This window comes from Staphylococcus sp. ZWU0021 (assembly GCF_000798895.1).
Lineage (GTDB): Bacteria > Bacillota > Bacilli > Staphylococcales > Staphylococcaceae > Staphylococcus > Staphylococcus saprophyticus.
Genome location: NZ_JTLN01000034.1, coordinates 173,966 through 190,657 on the forward strand (window position 1 = coordinate 173,966; position 16,692 = coordinate 190,657).

The following is a 16,692-nucleotide window of genomic DNA, read 5'->3' on the forward strand; positions in this document are numbered from 1 at the left end:
AGTCTCCGACTTTGTTGGCAGTTTTTTTATGCACACTTTCCGCGGCACTGCCTTAGCCTGTAGTCTTTGGCTAGTGCTATTCCCACAGGAGTCGACATAAATCACTGTCAATAAAATATTGACTTGATTGCATAGGTGAGCCTACGAGAACTCTATTAGAAAATTTGATTTCTGCCCCCACTCTCATTCTGTATTAAAAATAAGACTAATAATTAAAATAGATAAACTCCGCGCATATACTTGCGCAGAATTTGTCTACATTCAAAAAGCAGGAAGGTCTCTATGAGCCTCCCTGCTTTTTGTGTAGTAATCACATTAAATGTATAGATTACATTTCCATTTCATGTATTTTCATCATTAAACCATGTGGAATATCGTCGTGTTTTACAACTTCTTGTTTATAGAATGTTTTGCCGTCATCTTTAGAAACTAATTTAACAAAGTCACCTTTTTTAGGTTTGAAATCGTCATTTTTATTGTCTATTTTAACGTTTTTAGTCACGAGACCATCTTTTTCACTGACTACTTTTTCAGCAGTTGTACTATCTGACATATAGCCATAATATGTGCTCTTTTGACTCGATGTAATCATAAAGATGGTGAAGACGACACCAATAATGACTAAAATACTAATGATAGAAATTGTTAATTTTTTATTCATATACTCTGTCTCCTTTTATGTTAAGCATAAAGGATTAAAGTAAATTCGTATATAACCTTTTAAAATGTTGCTAATTTTGTCAAAAAATAAATTGCTATTCAGTTTAGGGATGGAAATAAGCGTGTTCAGAGATCAATACTCTGACACCACGATAAATATTTTTGATCGTATACCAAACGGTTATGACGAATAAAATAATTGCCACTGTAATCATTATCACACTGGTAATGGTAGAACTATTATTGATTAAGACGCCACCAAATCCAATGCTGAGAATTAAAAGTATCGGTCCAATATACGTTATAATATGATAAGCTAACGATTTAGCTGCGTGGTTAGAAGTAGGTCTATCAGCAAAAATCCATATAAAAATAGGTAATATGATTGGTGCAAAAAAGATACTAAAATAACTCAGTGCTGCGAGAACACGTTCTCCTTGTGTACTGTTTTGTATAACTCTGTCATTCATTTGTATCACCTCAGTTAGTATACTAACAAGGTAGTTTCAAAAAATATAGAGTAAAAGCTTAACATGACAGTATTGTTAGTTAATCCAATTGATTATGGTAATCATGCGCATATGCATACGAAAAGAGAGGATGGTTAATATGAAAATATATTTGGTAAGACATGGTGAGTCACAATCAAATTATGATAAGAAACAAGGGAAAAATTATTTCTGTGGACAATTAGATGTACCACTTACTGAGAGAGGCACATGGTCAGCTCAATTATTACAGAGCTATTTTGACAAAAAAGCAATAGATCATATTTATATTTCGGATTTATTACGGACACGTCAAACTTATAATGCGATATTTGATAAATCGATTCCGGTAAGCGTGACCCCTTTGTTAAGAGAGCGTTCGCTTGGTGTTTTTGAAGGTAAAATTGTTGAAGCAGTGGAACAAAATTCATCTTATACACGCTATTTTGAAGATCAAAATTATCTTGAATTTCGTCACAGTTTTACGCAAAAGGCGCCAGAGGGAGAAAGTTATGCGGATGTTATGGAACGTGTTAAACAATTTTTTGAAAATGAAATTGATGATTCACTCGATTCCATTGCTATCGTAGCACATCAAGTTGTTATACGTTGTTGCTTCGTATATTTAGGATATGATTCGGAAGCTACAGTGATTGATAGAAAAATTGAAAACTGTTTACCTTATGAACTAGAAAAATAGCCATTAACATAAAAAGCCTGAACTACGACATCGTCGGTTCAGGTTAATATCTTTTAGCTGCTGTTAAGCTATCATGAAATCCTTGGAATAGCGTGTTGAAATTGTCTAAAAAACTTCCGACAATTACGGCAAGTATGACGTAAGTTACACTAAGTGCGATTGTTTTATAAGAAACAACGCCATATTTTTCTTTCTTCTCAAAGAGATTAAAAGCTATGAAGATAGCAGCCATGGCACCTATTAAAATTGTTAATATCATAAAGGTGTTCCTCCTTAAAATTATTACTTGATTGGCTGAGCTTCGATGCATTTGTTCTTTAACTTATAAATAAGCATAACAAATGTTACTTTGTGAAAAAAAGGGATATCATATTAAAAAACCTTACAATTAAGTAAGGTTTTTTACAGAAATAAGTCATAGACCATGGTTAATATGGATATAAATAGGCTTGAGCCCTTTATAAATTTGAAAAGGTGTCATGTAATCTCTTTGTAACTTAACCGAATATTTTGTAAATACTTAGGTAGCGACAGAGTTGGAAAACATATCTAAACTATAAGTTTGTCACTTATTTGTCGACGGCGTCAGATTTAATACCTTTATCTTTTAAGAATTTTTTGATTTTATCTTGTTGTTTCCCGTTAACATCTCCAGCATATTTTGTTGGTACATCTGCAACATTAAGTTTGTTTTGTGGCTGGTAATCTAATTGCTCAATGTCTTCGTCAGCATTTTTGATTGTGCTATTTAAGGCTGTAAAGTAATTAACGATTCGATCGAGGTTTTCTTCATACCCATCTGGGAATTTGTTGTTTTTTACGAACTTTTTGAAACGCACATCATTTTTAACTGAGTTATGTGATAGTTCGGATAAACGTTTTGCTTGTTTATCGGTAATCTTTGTATCTGTACCTGTTTGCTTATCTAATTGGTATTGGATTAGATACTTATTGTCTATAATATCTGAGTTCACATCTAGATATTTTTTAATTGCTTTATTAGCTTCTGCTTCGCTTAGTGTTTCGCCACTTTTGTCTGAATTAAAGATGTCTTGTTCAGTAATTGTTTTAACATTTTTAGGTGCGTTTTTTCCACTATAACCTTTGTCATCATCGGATTCATCATTTGAACATGCTGCGAGTATCACAGTTAGCACTAAGACCAATGAGAGTAATATACTTTTTTTCATAAATAAAAACTGCTCCTTTAAAAATAATCATACGTATATAACAAACTAATGAATGTATAAACACGTTCTTAAAAATTATAACTTAAGCGTATCATGTAGTGCTATTTATTTGAATGATGTATTAAATAATAAAATGCACAATCTTTTGAACAAAATATAAAAGAAAAGAGATGAACTTAGTAATTTTAAAAATATTCATTAGATTTTCATAATAAAATGTTACTTAGATATGTGCTGTATTTCAATTAATCATCAAATAAGCTATATGATGTGAAAAAGCATATGGGAGATGAATACCTCTAGTTGACACGGTGATTCGTTTTACAATGAGATGTCAGTCATTTCCTTATGTGAAAAAGTCTTAATTTTTGGGCATTCATATATTGTAGTGATTTTGTAATTTGCTGACGCCGTGGGGAAATAGTATGAGTGAGAGACTATAGATTTGAACCAGATTTTAGGCAAACATGGACGGTCTAAATAGTGAGATTTTAAATATAAAGAGGAGCCTAAAACATCTATTTATGTCTCAGACTCCTCTTATTTGAGAATGGGGGGATTTATATCTCAAATTTTTAATTTTCAGTGACGATAATGGGTATTACTAATGTCTGATAATATAATCAAAAGCATTTAATGCTGCATTAGCACCTGCGCCCATTGAAATAATAATTTGTTTATTGCGATCATCAGTGACATCGCCTGCCGCAAATATACCTGGGATACTTGTCGCATTCGTGCGGTCTACTTTAATTTCTTTGGCATCATTTAGTTCTACATAATTGTTTAACCACTCTGTATTAGGTAGTAATCCAATTTGTACAAAGATACCTTCTAAATCTAGCGTATGTTCCTCACCTTGTGCCTTATCCTGATATTTAATACCAGTCACTGCATCGTCTCCAAGTACTTCGGTTGTTTGAGCATTTTTAATAACTGTTACATTAGGTAAGCTGTTTAAACGTTCCTGTAAAACATTGTCTGCTTTAAGGTTAGCGTTACGTTCAAGTAATGTAACATGTTCAACGATGCCAGCTAAGTCGATTGCAGCTTCGACGCCTGAATTTCCGCCACCTATAACAGCGATATTTTTATTTTCAAATAATGGGCCGTCACAGTGTGGACAGAATGCAACACCTTTATTGATTAATGCTTCTTCACCTGGGACTTCTAGTTTACGCCAACGCGCACCTGTTGAAATAATAACCGTCTTACTCGTCAATTGAGCACCATTATCTAATGTTACGACAATACCGTCATCCGTTTTTTCAATATCACTGGCACGAATACCTGTCATGACATCGACATCATATTGTTTAATATGATCTTCTAATGCAGATGAGAATTTAGGCCCATCTGTTTCTTTAACAGTGACAAAGTTCTCAATGGTAGCTGTATCGTTGACTTGACCACCGATACGGTCTGCGACGATACCAGTACGTAAACCTTTACGTGCAGTGTAGACTGCAGCGCTACCACTTGCAGGACCACCACCGACAATTAATACGTCGTATGGTGCTTTATCGTTAAATTCAGCTGGGTCTGCTTGACTACCAAGATTTGCTAAAATATCTTGGATCGTCATGCGTCCATTTCCAAATTCTTCGCCATCTAAGAAAATAGCGGGTACTGCCATAATATTTTCAGATTCTTCTCTGAAAATAGAGCCATCTATCATTGTATGAGAAATATTTGGATTTAATAAACTCATCAAGTTTAATGCTTGAACTACGTCGGGACATTTTTGACACGTTAAGCTAATATACGTTTCAAAATGTAGTGGACGATCGATTGCTTTAATTTGATCTATAATGGCTTGTTCTTCTTTTGGTGGACGACCACTTACTTGTAACAAAGCAAGAACTAGAGAATTAAATTCATGACCCATTGGTAAACCAGCAAAAGTAATACCTGATGTTTCATTAGGTTTATCTACTGAAAAGCTTGGTGTACGTTTCAAGTCAGATGCTTCTATAGTAATGTAATCGGACGCGGCAGATACTTCATCTAAAAGTTCTTTCAGTTCTTTAGATTTATCATCTGAACCAAGGCTCGCTTTTAGAACTACGTCGCCTTCCATCAATTGAAGTAATTGTTGCAATTGTGATTTAAGCTGATCATTTAGCATTTAAATCAATGCCTCCTTAGATTTTACCTACTAAGTCAAGACCAGGTTGTAATGTTTCTGAACCTTCTTCCCATTTTGCTGGGCAAACTTCGCCTGGGTGTTGACGTACATATTGTGCTGCTTTGATTTTGTGTACTAATGTGCTAGCATCACGGCCGATACCGTCAGCGTTAACTTCTGCTGCTTGTACAACGCCATCTGGATCTACGATAAACGTACCACGTTGTGCAAGTCCTAGATCTTCATCTAATACATCAAAATTGCGTGTGATTGTTTGAGAAGGGTCACCAATCATAGTGTATTGAATTTTACTAATTGCATCTGAATGATCATGCCAAGCTTTGTGTACGAAGTGTGTATCTGTTGATACAGAATATACGTTGACACCTAATTCTTGTAATTTATCATATTGACCTTGTAAGTCTTCTAATTCAGTAGGGCATACGAATGAAAAGTCTGCTGGGTAGAAGCAAACAACACTCCATGAACCTTTTAAGTTTTCATCTGAAACTTCGAAGAATTCATCCTTTTGTGGATCGTATGCGTTAGCTGTAAATGGTAAAATTTCTTTATTTATTAATGACATAAAAATATCCTCCTATTTAATAACATATTTTCAATTAGAATTAAGTAAGGGTAGATTTTTCTGTTTCTTAATTATAATAATTCTAATCTTCGTATTCTATTATTGCATTTCCCTCATTATTCGTCAACACAGAAGAATTTTGAGAAAACGCTTAAAAAAACCACTTTGACTCTGTGTTTCAGCATACAATAAAAATGTATTTTTACATTAAAATCGAGCGTTATACTTTGTAAAATAACGCTGTATAAATAATAAATAGCCTTTAAATTCTCAACTAAAACATGAAAATGAGAAGAAAGGCTATTTAAAAAAAGTATATTATTATTGGGTGCTGATTAAATTCATATAGATGAATATTTACGTGCTTATGGTCTGTTCATCTTTTATAAGCTATATAGCAATCAATGATTTCATTGTTTAGACGGATAGCAGACTGTCCTGAGCGGCGTTATTCAATTTGTTAAATAAAAGAACGCAACATCCACCAAATCATGCCCGCAATCGGGAAGAATAGCCACCAGTGTCCAGCTAAAAATTCCCAACCATTCATGCCTCTTTTTTGATGATGATACGATACAGGATCTTGGTATGTTTCAATGATTGTTTTTTTAAACTGTTTGTCGCCCTTGATTAGTTCATCTAAAGAGATATCAAACAGATCACTCATTTTAATGAGCATATCAATACTTGGATAAACTTTGTTTAATTCCCATTTTGAAATACTTTGTCTTGAAATATTCAATATCTCTGCAAGTTCGTCTTGAGACCAGTGTTTTTGTTCGCGTTTTTCTTTTATTTTTGATCCGATTTCCATAATAATCACTCCCTTTACGAATAATTTAATATAGAGCCTTTAATGCGTCACGCACCAAATCATATATTTTAAAGCAACCTAAAGGCGCATCTGTGATTTGAAAGTATTTCATAAAAAAATATAGAAAAATTATGTATAACATATCGCAATTATTGATTGAATGATTTTAATTATATTATACCCATTAATTGGATTTGTACCGTGATATAAAATAATTTAACTATTAATAAACCATGCATGGTGCGATTTTTTTATAATGATACGATTAATCTGTATTGCAATAAGTAAGTTATTTACCTCTAAGTCTTTTAATAGTAATGAAAACGGGTAAACATAATGTAAACAAAGCAGTCGCTGTTTTGTTATGCTATGAGTAACTTTATGTAAAGAGGAGCGGTTAACATTGTCTGAGCATGTATACAACTTATTGAAGAATCATCATTCAGTTAGAAAATTTAAAAAGGAACCAATATCAGAAGCGCATATAAAACAACTGGTAGAAGCTGGTCAAAGTGCATCAACTTCAAGTTATTTACAAGCCTATTCAATTATTGGTATCAATGATCCAGAAATTAAGGAAGAATTGAAAGAAGTATCTGGGCAACCTTATGTTGTTGAAAATGGCTATTTATTTGTTTTTGTAATGGATTATTATAGACATTCCATTATCAATGAGGAATCTAAACATGATATGCAAACATCATTTGAATCTGCTGAAGGATTACTTGTAGGCACTATTGATGCGACATTAGTAGCTCAAAATATTGCAGCGACAGCTGAAGATATGGGCTATGGCATGGTGTATTTAGGTTCATTGAGAAACGATGTGGAAAGAGTAAGAGAAATTTTAGAATTACCTAAACATACTTTCCCACTTTTTGGTATGGCATTAGGTATTCCAGAAGATGATGAAAATGGTAGCCCTAAACCAAGATTGCCATTTGAACATGTATTTCATGCTAATAAATATGATAGTGATAAAGATAGCCAACGTGAAACATTAAAAGCATATGATCAAACAGTGAGTGACTATTATAGTTCACGTACAAATGGCGAACGTACTGAATCATGGTCTAATCAAGTTGCTAACTTTATGAGCGCGAAGCAACGACTAGATATGTTAGAACAACTGAATAAATCAGGATTTATTAAAAAATAATTCATTGAAAAACTGAGATTTACTTATAATAATTTCAATATTTTTAATATCCTGAGATAACTCGAAAGGGGGGATTAAGTTGAATATGTTTGATAAGATTTTTAGAAAAAAATCAGATGCTTCGGAGCTTCAGAATAAAAATGAAAACTATATTTATTCATCAAATAGTAAACTCACGCCCGATGAAGCCCAACACTATTGGGAAAAGATGGCTCAAAAATTAATTGTCGGTGTTATTAATTCAGTAGATTATACGGCAGAACGCATCTTCATCTTGATCTCCTTTGATGAAAAAGACCCTACGATTGATATATTCTTCCAAATGAATGGACAGTTAAGAATGTGGAATGATTTAGATAATGAAGCGCACAAAAAGGTCATTTCAAATAGTATCGTTACTCAGGCGCCTAATATGGTTAAACAAATAAACTGTATATATAATAGTGTAGGTATGACGAGACTCGCGTATTCTCAAGTTCAATATGAATTTGAAAGTAAAGCGTGGTATCTTCACGACATTACCGAAGACAGTATAGAAGCACAATTAGAGAAAACACCTGCATTTCTAAAGTGGTTTGATGATGTGTCAAAATTAATCGATACACTGTCGCTCGATGGAAAACATAAAATCACGTGGGGACCTTTTAAACCAGAGTATTAGACGCAATTAGTGATATTAAATAAGAAGTTGATAAAAACTATAAAAAAGGTTGGAACACAACGTTCAACTATCTCTTGTGAGACAGTGAAACGAGCAGTATGTGTTCCAACCTTTTTCCATTTACTTGAATTATGACTAAACTTGCTACTCGGATTTAGTGATTAATTCAAGTATATTAGTTTGTAATCTCGGCATATTCATTGTCGTTATAAGTGTCTTTGTCTAGGTTGTTTGTTAATTTTGCTGTACCTGTACCTGCAAGCATAGAGTCATTAACATTCAATGCTGTACGACCCATATCAATTAATGGTTCAACAGAGATTAAGACACCTGCAAGTGCGACTGGTAAGTTTAATGTAGATAATACAATAATGGATGCAAATGTTGCACCGCCACCTACGCCAGCGACACCAAATGAACTGATAATAACGACACCGATGACAGATAATATAAATTGTAAGTTAACTTCTACACCAGCTGCTGGCGCTACCATAACAGCAAGCATTGCTGGGTAAATACCCGCACAACCATTTTGCCCGATTGATAAACCGAATGAAGCAGAGAAGTTAGCGATACCATCAGGTACACCTAAACGGTTCTTCTGAGTTTGCACATTCAGTGGTAATGATCCTGCGCTTGAACGAGAAGTGAAGGCGAACATAAGTACTTCGCCAGTTTTCTTAACAAATGTGACAGGGTTGAGACCTAAACCTGAAACAATGATTAGGTGAATGATATACATAACAATGAGTGCTGCGTAAGATGCAATCACGAACTTACCTAATGTCCAAATAGCACCAAAATCACTTGTCGCAATGGTAGATGTCATAATTGCTAAAATACCATAAGGTGTTAAACGTAAAACAAATGTCACGATTGCCATTACTAAATTATATAATGCATCGATACCACGTTTAAGTAAGTGTCCACTTTCAGGTTGTTTACGCATAACACGTAAAAATGCAAAACCGATAAACGCTGCGAAAATAACGACCGCAATTGTTGACGTTGTACGTTGACCAGTGAAATCTAAGAATGGATTACTTGGTAATAATTCTAAGATTTGTTGTGGTAATGTATTAGCAGCCATATCTTTAGCTTGGCTTGCGATTTCACTACCTCTTGAACTTTCGGCACTGCCTAAGTCAATAGATGAAGCATCTAGTCCGAATACGAGTGCTGAAATAATACCAATGATTGCTGCAATAGCAACGGTACCAATTAAGAAAATAAAAATATAAATTCCAATCTTAGCGAATTTGTCCCCAATTTTAATTTTAGTAAATGCTGAAACGATTGAAATGAAAATAAGTGGCATTACAATCATTTGTAGTAATGCAATGTAGCCATCACCAACGATGCTAAACCAATCCATGGACTGTTTAGTTACTTGTGAATCCACGCCGTAAATTAAATGAATAACGACACCAAAAACAATTCCTACCCCTAAGGCAGAGAATACACGTTTAGGAAATGATACATGTCTTTTAGCCATTACATATAATCCAACGAGGAAGGCCACAAAAATAATAATGTTAAGAATAGTTAATAACATAAAAAAAGACCTACACTTTCTTAATAATAATTTTTTGAAATCCGATACGTATACTAAGGATATTAGCAATTTCAATAATATTCAAGTCTATGACTCAAGAAATTCATGAATTTTAAATGACTTTATTTTCTGATAATTTAAAGGTAGCAAAACGATGATTTCACCGTTTAGAGAATGAAATAAAAAAACGAATTCTAAATCACATTTCTGTGATTTAGAATTCGTTTAGTTTGATAGTTAATTAGCACCATTTATTAAATAGTTTATAGATTGAATAGGCGTGCGAAGAAACCTTTACGTTCTTCTTTTGGTGTGTCATTTGCAACTGATGAAGACTGCGCATGTGTATCTTCAGTTGGCTGCGTTTGTGTGTTCGGTTTCGTTATTTCTTCATTAATAGATGAATTATCAGTAGATGATGTAGAAGTTTCATCTGTTTTGTCATCTGCTTTGACTTGTTCAGCAGAAGCCATTTCTCTTTTTGTAGCTGATGTTGAAGCATCTGTATCAGCTGTTGTCGTTTCAGTTGGTTGTTCGCTGATTTGAGTGATTTCAGATTCTTCAGTCGCAACTTGCGCAGATGATTTATCAGTTGGGTTAGAAGCAGTTGCATCAGTTGTATCAGCTACAGTTTCAGAAGTTGTAGAAGTAACTTTATCATCAGATTTTTCGTCATTGCTCGCACTCTCAGTTGAATGTTCTGTTAGCGCGTCGCTGTTATTCGTTGTTGTATTAGCAGTGCTAACATGTTCAGTTTCAACATTTGATTTAGCTAACTCAGATTGTTCTTTTTGAGAATCTTGGATAACGCTCTGTGTCGTTTTGATTTCATCTGTTGACGTTTGAATCGCTTTTAGAGATTCTGTATTTGCGTCTAATTTTGTAGTGATTTGGTTCTGCATTTCGTGTAATTCCTGTTGTTGTTGATGTACTTGGTTAATCATTTGACCAAGCATATGACGTTCATCACGCATTTTTTGAATTTCCGAACGTAAATCTTCAACAAGTTTAGAAACATTTTGATCTGTAGGTAAATGATTACCGTCATCTTTGACTAATACTTGTAAGAAGTCTTTTTCTTTTTCTAATTCTTCAAAAGCTAAATCATAACTATTTGTTTGTTTAACTTTATCGGCGATATCTTGGAATAGTTCGATATCCTCTTCTTGGAAATCTGTAGCTTCACGGCCACGGTATTCTGTTTTACTAAGTTGGTAACCGCGTTCTTCTAAATGCTGAACGATTTTACGGACTTGTTTTTCACTTAGCTCCACGCGTTGTGCAAATTCTTTGGTTAACATAGAAATAAGTCCTTTCATTAATTAATTTATGTATACCGACGTTTGTCTTCGGTCAGTGAAACGTCAGTCTTACCTCTATGTTAGTTTAAACTGTTTTAACAGTGATTTCAAGTGGTGATAACTATCGTTTGCGTAATTCCATTTGTTCAAGCAACGGATAAATAACACTTCGAGAAATTCTGTTTGCAAAAACATACTTGAGAATATAATTTGATTTCACGCTTGGTCCATAGATATCTTTTGTTAATTCAATATTTGACTTTATAAATAAATCCATAGGTTCGCCGCTCGCATAATCTTGGATATTAGGGGCTAAATAATCAATTTCATATTGTTTTTCAAAACCATGTTCATATAAAAATTGGCGTCTGTTATCCATGATTTGAACGACATCTTCAGAAATGTCTTCGGGTTCTTTAGGCACTTCCAACATAATGAAATTGACATCATGTGCATGCAGTTGATTCGACAGAATGTTTATTTCTTTTTGAATACGTTCAAGCGTTTTTGTGATAATTTCATCATGCTCGTGTTTATCTTTAGCAATTAAATAAATTAAAAAAGATGAATTTGTCGTAGCTTCATAATGCGCTGTGGCTAAACTCACTACTTCATCTGATTCAATGCCTACTAAAAAGATGTAATCATCTTTTGTACGTTCGTTTCTTAAGGACTGTTTAAAAATTTGTTCGTCTTCAGATAGACCGATATCAAATTTAGCATCATATAACTTCAATGCAGATTTAAATAACGGATCATCGATTGATGTTATTGTCTTAAACTCCATAGGTACACCCCCAAATTATTGCGTTCATTATAACATAATAGAGAAAATATGAATCGAATTGCAATTTAATTTAATTTGCAGTTAAACATAAAAAGGGTCGAGACATCAATATGTGTGTCTCGACCGACTAAATTATAAGGGCGTTATATGTTTACGTTAGTACTGCTTATACAAATGTTGTAGTATTAATCAAACAGTATCTCAGTACTTAATCTAACTTCGCAAATGCGTCTCAAAATGGTTTTGGTGAAATGAGAGTTTAAACTGACGCCTCCAGTACCATCTTTGATTTACGTATAACGTTTGGATTATGATTTTGGTCCGTTTGTTTCTTCGGAGTAATGGCTATTACTTTTAGTTTGGTTCGTTTCGAAAGCAACGTTGGCTTTGTCGGCTTCTACGTGTGAAGTCGTATCCTTTGTAGCAACAACGAGATAATTATCGTTTAATATTTCTTTCTTATAGCGTTCTAATTCTTCTTCAGGTAGCTTGTAGTGAGCCAATACGGCTTCTTCACCGTCTTCGCCAGTTAAAATTTTAGCCATCTTATCACTGAACGAACCACTTGTAGCAGTTAGATTGACTTCAGAATCATGTAACGCATCAATGTGTAATTTTGTTTTACTAATTACGGTCATTTCCGATTCTTTATAACCCTCTGATAGTTTAGATTTTATTGCATCGATAAGATCTTCTTTGTTTTGTACAATAGTGAATTCTGACATTTAGTGTTCCTCCGTTCATTATTATATGAATTATTTTGTGTTTACCCTTAAGTTATTATATAAAACGAATACAATTACATTGTATAATGAACTTACACAACTGACAAACGATATTTTCATGCATATGTGAATGTTTTCTGAAAAAATATGAAAAAGAAGTAAAAGCTTTTGTGAAGCGTTTACAATCAATAAGTGTATTGAAAATATTGCCAAAATTTGCTATCATCAGTTAATAATTTATCTAACTCATATAATCTGAAGGATACGGCTTTAGAAGTTTCTACCATGTTGCCATTAACAACATGACTATGAGTAACCAATACAATACACTAGCGATTCAAATTGAGAAGTTATGAAAAGTTGTGAAAGAAACTAGACTTTTTAAAGCGCTCATACATATAAGCTTTGTTCATTAAGAATACTTTTTTTACATAGTTAAAGGGAAATGAATGTAAAAAAATTAATTTTAAGGACATATATTGTAATTGAAACGATGCTGCTTTGGTATTGCACGTTCACTCATAGATCCTGAAACTAAGTTAGTTTAGGATTTTTTTGTACACAAAATGAGGAGGTTTTTTTCGAGTGGATTTGTTGAAGCAGAAAGTTGAAGCAGATGGTGTTGTGATTGATGAAAAGATATTGAAAGTTGATGGTTTTTTAAATCATCAAATAGACGCAAGGTTAATGCACGATGTGGGACAAACATTTTATGAGCAATTTAAAGATGAAGGTATTACGAAGATATTAACGATAGAAGCTTCAGGTATTGCACCAGCAATTATGGCCGCGATGCACTTCGACGTACCTTGTCTTTTTGCTAAAAAAGCGAAGCCGAGTACATTGAAAAAAGGTGTTTATCAAGCAGAGATTCATTCTTTCACAAAAAATACGACAAGTACCGTTGTCGTGTCTGATGAGTTTTTAGGTGAAAATGATCGCGTATTAATCATCGATGATTTCTTAGCCAATGGTGATGCTTCACTTGGGCTAAATGAAATTGTGAAACAAGCTAAGGCTACAACGGTAGGTATAGGTATTGTCGTAGAGAAAAGCTTTCAACCAGGCAGAGAACGTTTAGAAGAAGCTGGTTTAACCGTTTCATCTTTATGTAAAGTGGCATCATTAAGTGGTAATAAAGTGACGTTTGTAGGAGACGAAGCATGAAAACGTTCATCTTAAGCTTACAACATTTATTAGCGATGTATGCAGGTGCGATACTGGTTCCTATTATTGTAGGTACTAGCTTAGATTTCACGCCAGAACAAATCGCTTTTTTAGTAACAGTTGATATTTTCATGTGTGGTGTAGCAACCTTCTTACAAGTATGGAAAGGCACAGGAACAGGACTACCAATCGTATTAGGCTGTACATTTACAGCTGTGGCACCGATGATTTTAATTGGACAAACAAAAGGTATTGGTGACTTATATGGTTCATTATTCTTATCGGGTATACTAGTAGTTCTTATCGCACCATTCTTTTCTTATTTAGTTAGGTTCTTTCCACCCGTAGTTACAGGAAGTGTCGTTACGATTATTGGTATCAATTTGATGCCAGTTGCGATGAACTACTTAGCAGGCGGTGAAGGTGATAAACATTACGGTGATCCTAAAAATATCATCTTAGGTGTCGTTACGCTGATCATCATTTTAATTGTACAGCGTTTTACTGCTGGATTCCTAAAATCTATTGCCATACTTATTGGACTGATTGTTGGCACAGTATTAGCTGCACTCTTTGGTATCGTGGATGTTAATCAAGTTGGCACAGCACATTGGTTCTCTTTACCACAACCATTTAGGTTCTCAACGTTTAGCTTTGACTTAGGTGCAACGCTCGTATTCTTTATTGTCGCATTAGTCAGCTTAATAGAATCAACTGGTGTATATCACGCATTGAGTGAAATTACAGGTGAAAAATTGGAACGTAAAGATTTCCGAAAAGGTTATACAGCAGAAGGTATTGCTATCATTTTAGGGTCAATCTTTAATGCGTTTCCGTATACCGCTTATTCACAGAATGTTGGGTTAGTGTCATTATCTGGTGCGAAAAAGAATAAAGTTATCTATGGCATGGTTATCTTGTTAATCATTTGTGGTTGTATTCCTAAATTGGGTGCACTTGCTAATATGATTCCTCTACCAGTATTAGGTGGAGCGATGATAGCAATGTTTGGCATGGTCATGGCATATGGTGTTAGTATATTAGGTAATATTAATTTTAAGAATCAAAATAATTTATTGATTATTGCTGTATCAGTTGGACTAGGAACGGGTATAAGTGCAGTACCGCAAGCGTTCAAAGCTTTGGGTGAGCAATTTGCATGGTTAACACAAAACGGTATTGTTCTTGGCGCAATTTCAGCAATTATTTTGAATTTCTTTTTTAATGGTATAAAACAGCAACAAGATACGGAAGTTATGAAATAATGATGTTATCAAACAAATATTAGGAGGCTGTAAGCGTATGTGGGAAAATAAATTTGAAAAAGAGTCTTTAACTTTTGACGATGTGTTATTGTTACCAGCAGAATCAGATGTGTTACCGAAAGAAGTGGATTTAAGTGTGCAATTATCAGAAGGTATTAAATTAAACATCCCTGTTATTTCAGCAGGTATGGACACAGTAACTGAATCAAAAATGGCAATCTCAATGGCACGACAAGGTGGACTTGGTGTTATTCATAAAAATATGAATATTGAAGATCAAGCTGATGAAGTACAAAAAGTAAAACGTTCAGAAAATGGCGTTATTTCAAATCCATTCTTTTTAACTCCAGAAGAAAGTGTTTTTGAAGCAGAAGCATTAATGGGTAAATATCGTATTTCAGGTGTGCCAATTGTGAATAATAAAGAAGACAGACAATTTGTCGGTATTATTACTAACCGTGATTTACGCTTTATTGAAGACTTCTCAATTAAAATTTCTGATGTGATGACAAAAGAGCAACTCGTTACAGCTCCAGTTGGTACGACATTAGATGAAGCAGAAAAGTTATTACAACAACATAAAATAGAAAAACTTCCATTAGTTAAAGAAGGCCGTTTAGAAGGTCTGATTACAATTAAAGATATTGAAAAAGTACTAGAATTCCCTAATTCTGCAAAAGATGAACACGGCCGCTTATTAGTTGGTGCTGCTATCGGTATTGCTAAAGATACAGACATCCGTGCTCAAAAATTAGTAGAAGCTGGTGTAGATGCATTAGTTATTGATACAGCTCATGGTCACTCTAAAGGTGTATTAGAGCAAGTTAAACATATTAAAGAAACATTCCCACAAGTTACATTAATCGCAGGTAACGTAGCTACAGCCGAAGGTACAAAAGCGTTATATGAAGCGGGTGCTGATGTAGTGAAAGTTGGTATTGGTCCTGGTTCTATTTGTACAACACGTGTCGTTGCTGGTGTTGGTGTACCGCAAATTACAGCAGTTTATGACTGTGCAACAGAAGCGCGCAAACATGGTAAAGCAATTATTGCTGATGGCGGGATTAAATTCTCTGGAGACATCATCAAAGCATTAGCGGCTGGTGGCCATGCAGTTATGTTAGGTAGTCTACTTGCTGGTACTGAAGAAAGCCCAGGGGCTACAGAAGTATTCCAAGGCAGACAGTACAAAGTATATAGAGGTATGGGCTCATTAGGCGCAATGGAAAGCGGCTCAAACGACCGTTATTTCCAAGAAGATAAAGCACCTAAAAAATTCGTGCCAGAAGGTATCGAAGGTCGTATTGCATATAAAGGTTCATTACAAGATACAATTTATCAACTTATGGGCGGCGTAAGATCTGGTATGGGTTATACAGGTTCTAGAAACTTAGAAGCATTAAGAGAAGAAGCACAATTTACGCGCATGGGACCTGCTGGACTAGCAGAAAGTCATCCACATGACGTTCAAATTACAAAAGAATCACCAAATTATTCATTCTAAGT

General features: G+C 34.3%; 17 protein-coding genes and 1 riboswitch. Of the genes, 6 read left to right on the plus strand and 11 right to left on the minus strand.

From position 1 onward, the window contains the following. Positions 1 to 328 precede the first annotated feature (328 nt). Together L987_RS12925 and L987_RS12930 are read right to left on the minus strand one after the other, a co-directional pair. Positions 329 to 661, minus strand: a complete 333-nt coding sequence (locus L987_RS12925) for a DUF4889 domain-containing protein (protein WP_041079841.1) — start codon at positions 659 to 661, stop codon at positions 329 to 331. 103 nt (positions 662 to 764) lie between these two features. Beyond that, positions 765 to 1,130: a DUF4870 domain-containing protein gene (locus L987_RS12930; protein WP_047505269.1), complete on the minus strand. Its 366-nt coding sequence runs from the start codon at positions 1,128 to 1,130 to the stop codon at positions 765 to 767. Positions 1,131 to 1,269: 139 nt separating this feature from the next. On the opposite strand from L987_RS12930, the gene L987_RS12935 reads away from it, so the two are divergent. Further along, complete coding sequence (locus L987_RS12935; protein ID WP_047505272.1) at positions 1,270 to 1,848, plus strand: histidine phosphatase family protein; 579 nt, start codon at positions 1,270 to 1,272, stop codon at positions 1,846 to 1,848. Between the two features lie 43 nt (positions 1,849 to 1,891). On the opposite strand, the gene L987_RS12940 is transcribed toward L987_RS12935, so the two are convergent. From L987_RS12940 to L987_RS12960, 5 genes are all read right to left on the minus strand, one after another. Beyond that, positions 1,892 to 2,107, minus strand: a complete 216-nt coding sequence (locus L987_RS12940) for a hypothetical protein (protein WP_011303933.1) — start codon at positions 2,105 to 2,107, stop codon at positions 1,892 to 1,894. 310 nt (positions 2,108 to 2,417) lie between these two features. Beyond that, the gene (locus L987_RS12945) at positions 2,418 to 3,038 is read right to left on the minus strand and encodes an NDxxF motif lipoprotein (protein ID WP_041079844.1); all 621 of its coding nucleotides are present in this window, start codon (positions 3,036 to 3,038) and stop codon (positions 2,418 to 2,420) included. A 604-nt stretch (positions 3,039 to 3,642) separates the two neighbouring features. Further along, positions 3,643 to 5,166, minus strand: coding sequence for an alkyl hydroperoxide reductase subunit F (gene ahpF / locus L987_RS12950; protein WP_047505275.1), 1,524 nt, complete (start codon positions 5,164 to 5,166; stop codon positions 3,643 to 3,645). 16 nt (positions 5,167 to 5,182) lie between these two features. After that, positions 5,183 to 5,752: an alkyl hydroperoxide reductase subunit C gene (gene ahpC, locus L987_RS12955; protein WP_047505279.1), complete on the minus strand. Its 570-nt coding sequence runs from the start codon at positions 5,750 to 5,752 to the stop codon at positions 5,183 to 5,185. A gap of 460 nt (positions 5,753 to 6,212) precedes the next feature. Further along, positions 6,213 to 6,566 (minus strand): helix-turn-helix domain-containing protein, encoded by a 354-nt coding sequence (locus tag L987_RS12960; protein ID WP_047505283.1) that lies wholly within the window; start codon positions 6,564 to 6,566, stop codon positions 6,213 to 6,215. 403 nt (positions 6,567 to 6,969) lie between these two features. On the opposite strand from L987_RS12960, the gene nfsA reads away from it, so the two are divergent. Further along, the gene (gene nfsA / locus L987_RS12965) at positions 6,970 to 7,725 is read left to right on the plus strand and encodes an oxygen-insensitive NADPH nitroreductase (RefSeq protein WP_047505286.1); all 756 of its coding nucleotides are present in this window, start codon (positions 6,970 to 6,972) and stop codon (positions 7,723 to 7,725) included. Positions 7,726 to 7,810: 85 nt separating this feature from the next. Further along, positions 7,811 to 8,386, plus strand: coding sequence for a hypothetical protein (locus L987_RS12970; protein WP_047505396.1), 576 nt, complete (start codon positions 7,811 to 7,813; stop codon positions 8,384 to 8,386). A 175-nt stretch (positions 8,387 to 8,561) separates the two neighbouring features. Here L987_RS12970 and L987_RS12975 read toward each other — a convergent pair whose 3' ends face one another. The 4 genes from L987_RS12975 to L987_RS12990 all read right to left on the minus strand — a co-directional run bounded on the left by L987_RS12975 (position 8,562) and on the right by L987_RS12990 (position 12,754). Then, positions 8,562 to 9,941, minus strand: a complete 1,380-nt coding sequence (locus L987_RS12975; protein ID WP_011303927.1) for an L-cystine transporter — start codon at positions 9,939 to 9,941, stop codon at positions 8,562 to 8,564. A 263-nt stretch (positions 9,942 to 10,204) separates the two neighbouring features. Further along, positions 10,205 to 11,242 (minus strand): hypothetical protein, encoded by a 1,038-nt coding sequence (locus tag L987_RS12980; RefSeq protein WP_011303926.1) that lies wholly within the window; start codon positions 11,240 to 11,242, stop codon positions 10,205 to 10,207. 121 nt (positions 11,243 to 11,363) lie between these two features. Further along, on the minus strand, positions 11,364 to 12,029 hold the full coding sequence (locus tag L987_RS12985; RefSeq protein WP_047505289.1) for a hypothetical protein: 666 nt from the start codon (positions 12,027 to 12,029) through the stop codon (positions 11,364 to 11,366). Between the two features lie 308 nt (positions 12,030 to 12,337). Next, the gene (locus tag L987_RS12990) at positions 12,338 to 12,754 is read right to left on the minus strand and encodes a general stress protein (RefSeq protein ID WP_011303924.1); all 417 of its coding nucleotides are present in this window, start codon (positions 12,752 to 12,754) and stop codon (positions 12,338 to 12,340) included. 226 nt (positions 12,755 to 12,980) lie between these two features. Then, positions 12,981 to 13,083, plus strand: a riboswitch (purine riboswitch). A 256-nt stretch (positions 13,084 to 13,339) separates the two neighbouring features. Between L987_RS12990 and xpt the strand changes: the two genes are divergently transcribed. Genes xpt through guaB form a run of 3 tightly spaced genes read left to right on the plus strand, consistent with a single transcriptional unit; the run spans position 13,340 to position 16,690 of the window. Then, positions 13,340 to 13,921: a xanthine phosphoribosyltransferase gene (xpt, locus tag L987_RS12995; RefSeq protein WP_002484266.1), complete on the plus strand. Its 582-nt coding sequence runs from the start codon at positions 13,340 to 13,342 to the stop codon at positions 13,919 to 13,921. Further along, positions 13,918 to 15,186: a xanthine permease PbuX gene (gene pbuX / locus L987_RS13000; RefSeq protein ID WP_047505293.1), complete on the plus strand. Its 1,269-nt coding sequence runs from the start codon at positions 13,918 to 13,920 to the stop codon at positions 15,184 to 15,186. The genes xpt and pbuX overlap by 4 nt, the downstream gene beginning before the upstream one ends. A 37-nt stretch (positions 15,187 to 15,223) precedes the next feature. Continuing rightward, complete coding sequence (guaB, locus tag L987_RS13005) at positions 15,224 to 16,690, plus strand: IMP dehydrogenase (protein WP_002484264.1); 1,467 nt, start codon at positions 15,224 to 15,226, stop codon at positions 16,688 to 16,690. The last annotated feature ends 2 nt before the right edge of the window (positions 16,691 to 16,692 follow it).

What these genes read in the sequence shown, in the direction of transcription:
- L987_RS12925 (WP_041079841.1), bottom strand. Translation starts at nt 661, where the DNA reads ATGAATAAAAAATTAACAATTTCTATCATTAGTATTTTAGTCATTATT.
- L987_RS12930 (WP_047505269.1), bottom strand. Translation starts at nt 1,130, where the DNA reads ATGAATGACAGAGTTATACAAAACAGTACACAAGGAGAACGTGTTCTC.
- L987_RS12935 (WP_047505272.1), top strand. Translation starts at nt 1,270, where the DNA reads ATGAAAATATATTTGGTAAGACATGGTGAGTCACAATCAAATTATGAT.
- L987_RS12940 (WP_011303933.1), bottom strand. Translation starts at nt 2,107, where the DNA reads ATGATATTAACAATTTTAATAGGTGCCATGGCTGCTATCTTCATAGCT.
- L987_RS12945 (WP_041079844.1), bottom strand. Translation starts at nt 3,038, where the DNA reads ATGAAAAAAAGTATATTACTCTCATTGGTCTTAGTGCTAACTGTGATA.
- ahpF (WP_047505275.1), bottom strand. Translation starts at nt 5,166, where the DNA reads ATGCTAAATGATCAGCTTAAATCACAATTGCAACAATTACTTCAATTG.
- ahpC (WP_047505279.1), bottom strand. Translation starts at nt 5,752, where the DNA reads ATGTCATTAATAAATAAAGAAATTTTACCATTTACAGCTAACGCATAC.
- L987_RS12960 (WP_047505283.1), bottom strand. Translation starts at nt 6,566, where the DNA reads ATGGAAATCGGATCAAAAATAAAAGAAAAACGCGAACAAAAACACTGG.
- L987_RS12970 (WP_047505396.1), top strand. Translation starts at nt 7,811, where the DNA reads ATGTTTGATAAGATTTTTAGAAAAAAATCAGATGCTTCGGAGCTTCAG.
- L987_RS12975 (WP_011303927.1), bottom strand. Translation starts at nt 9,941, where the DNA reads ATGTTATTAACTATTCTTAACATTATTATTTTTGTGGCCTTCCTCGTT.
- L987_RS12980 (WP_011303926.1), bottom strand. Translation starts at nt 11,242, where the DNA reads ATGTTAACCAAAGAATTTGCACAACGCGTGGAGCTAAGTGAAAAACAA.
- L987_RS12985 (WP_047505289.1), bottom strand. Translation starts at nt 12,029, where the DNA reads ATGGAGTTTAAGACAATAACATCAATCGATGATCCGTTATTTAAATCT.
- L987_RS12990 (WP_011303924.1), bottom strand. Translation starts at nt 12,754, where the DNA reads ATGTCAGAATTCACTATTGTACAAAACAAAGAAGATCTTATCGATGCA.
- pbuX (WP_047505293.1), top strand. Translation starts at nt 13,918, where the DNA reads ATGAAAACGTTCATCTTAAGCTTACAACATTTATTAGCGATGTATGCA.
- guaB (WP_002484264.1), top strand. Translation starts at nt 15,224, where the DNA reads ATGTGGGAAAATAAATTTGAAAAAGAGTCTTTAACTTTTGACGATGTG.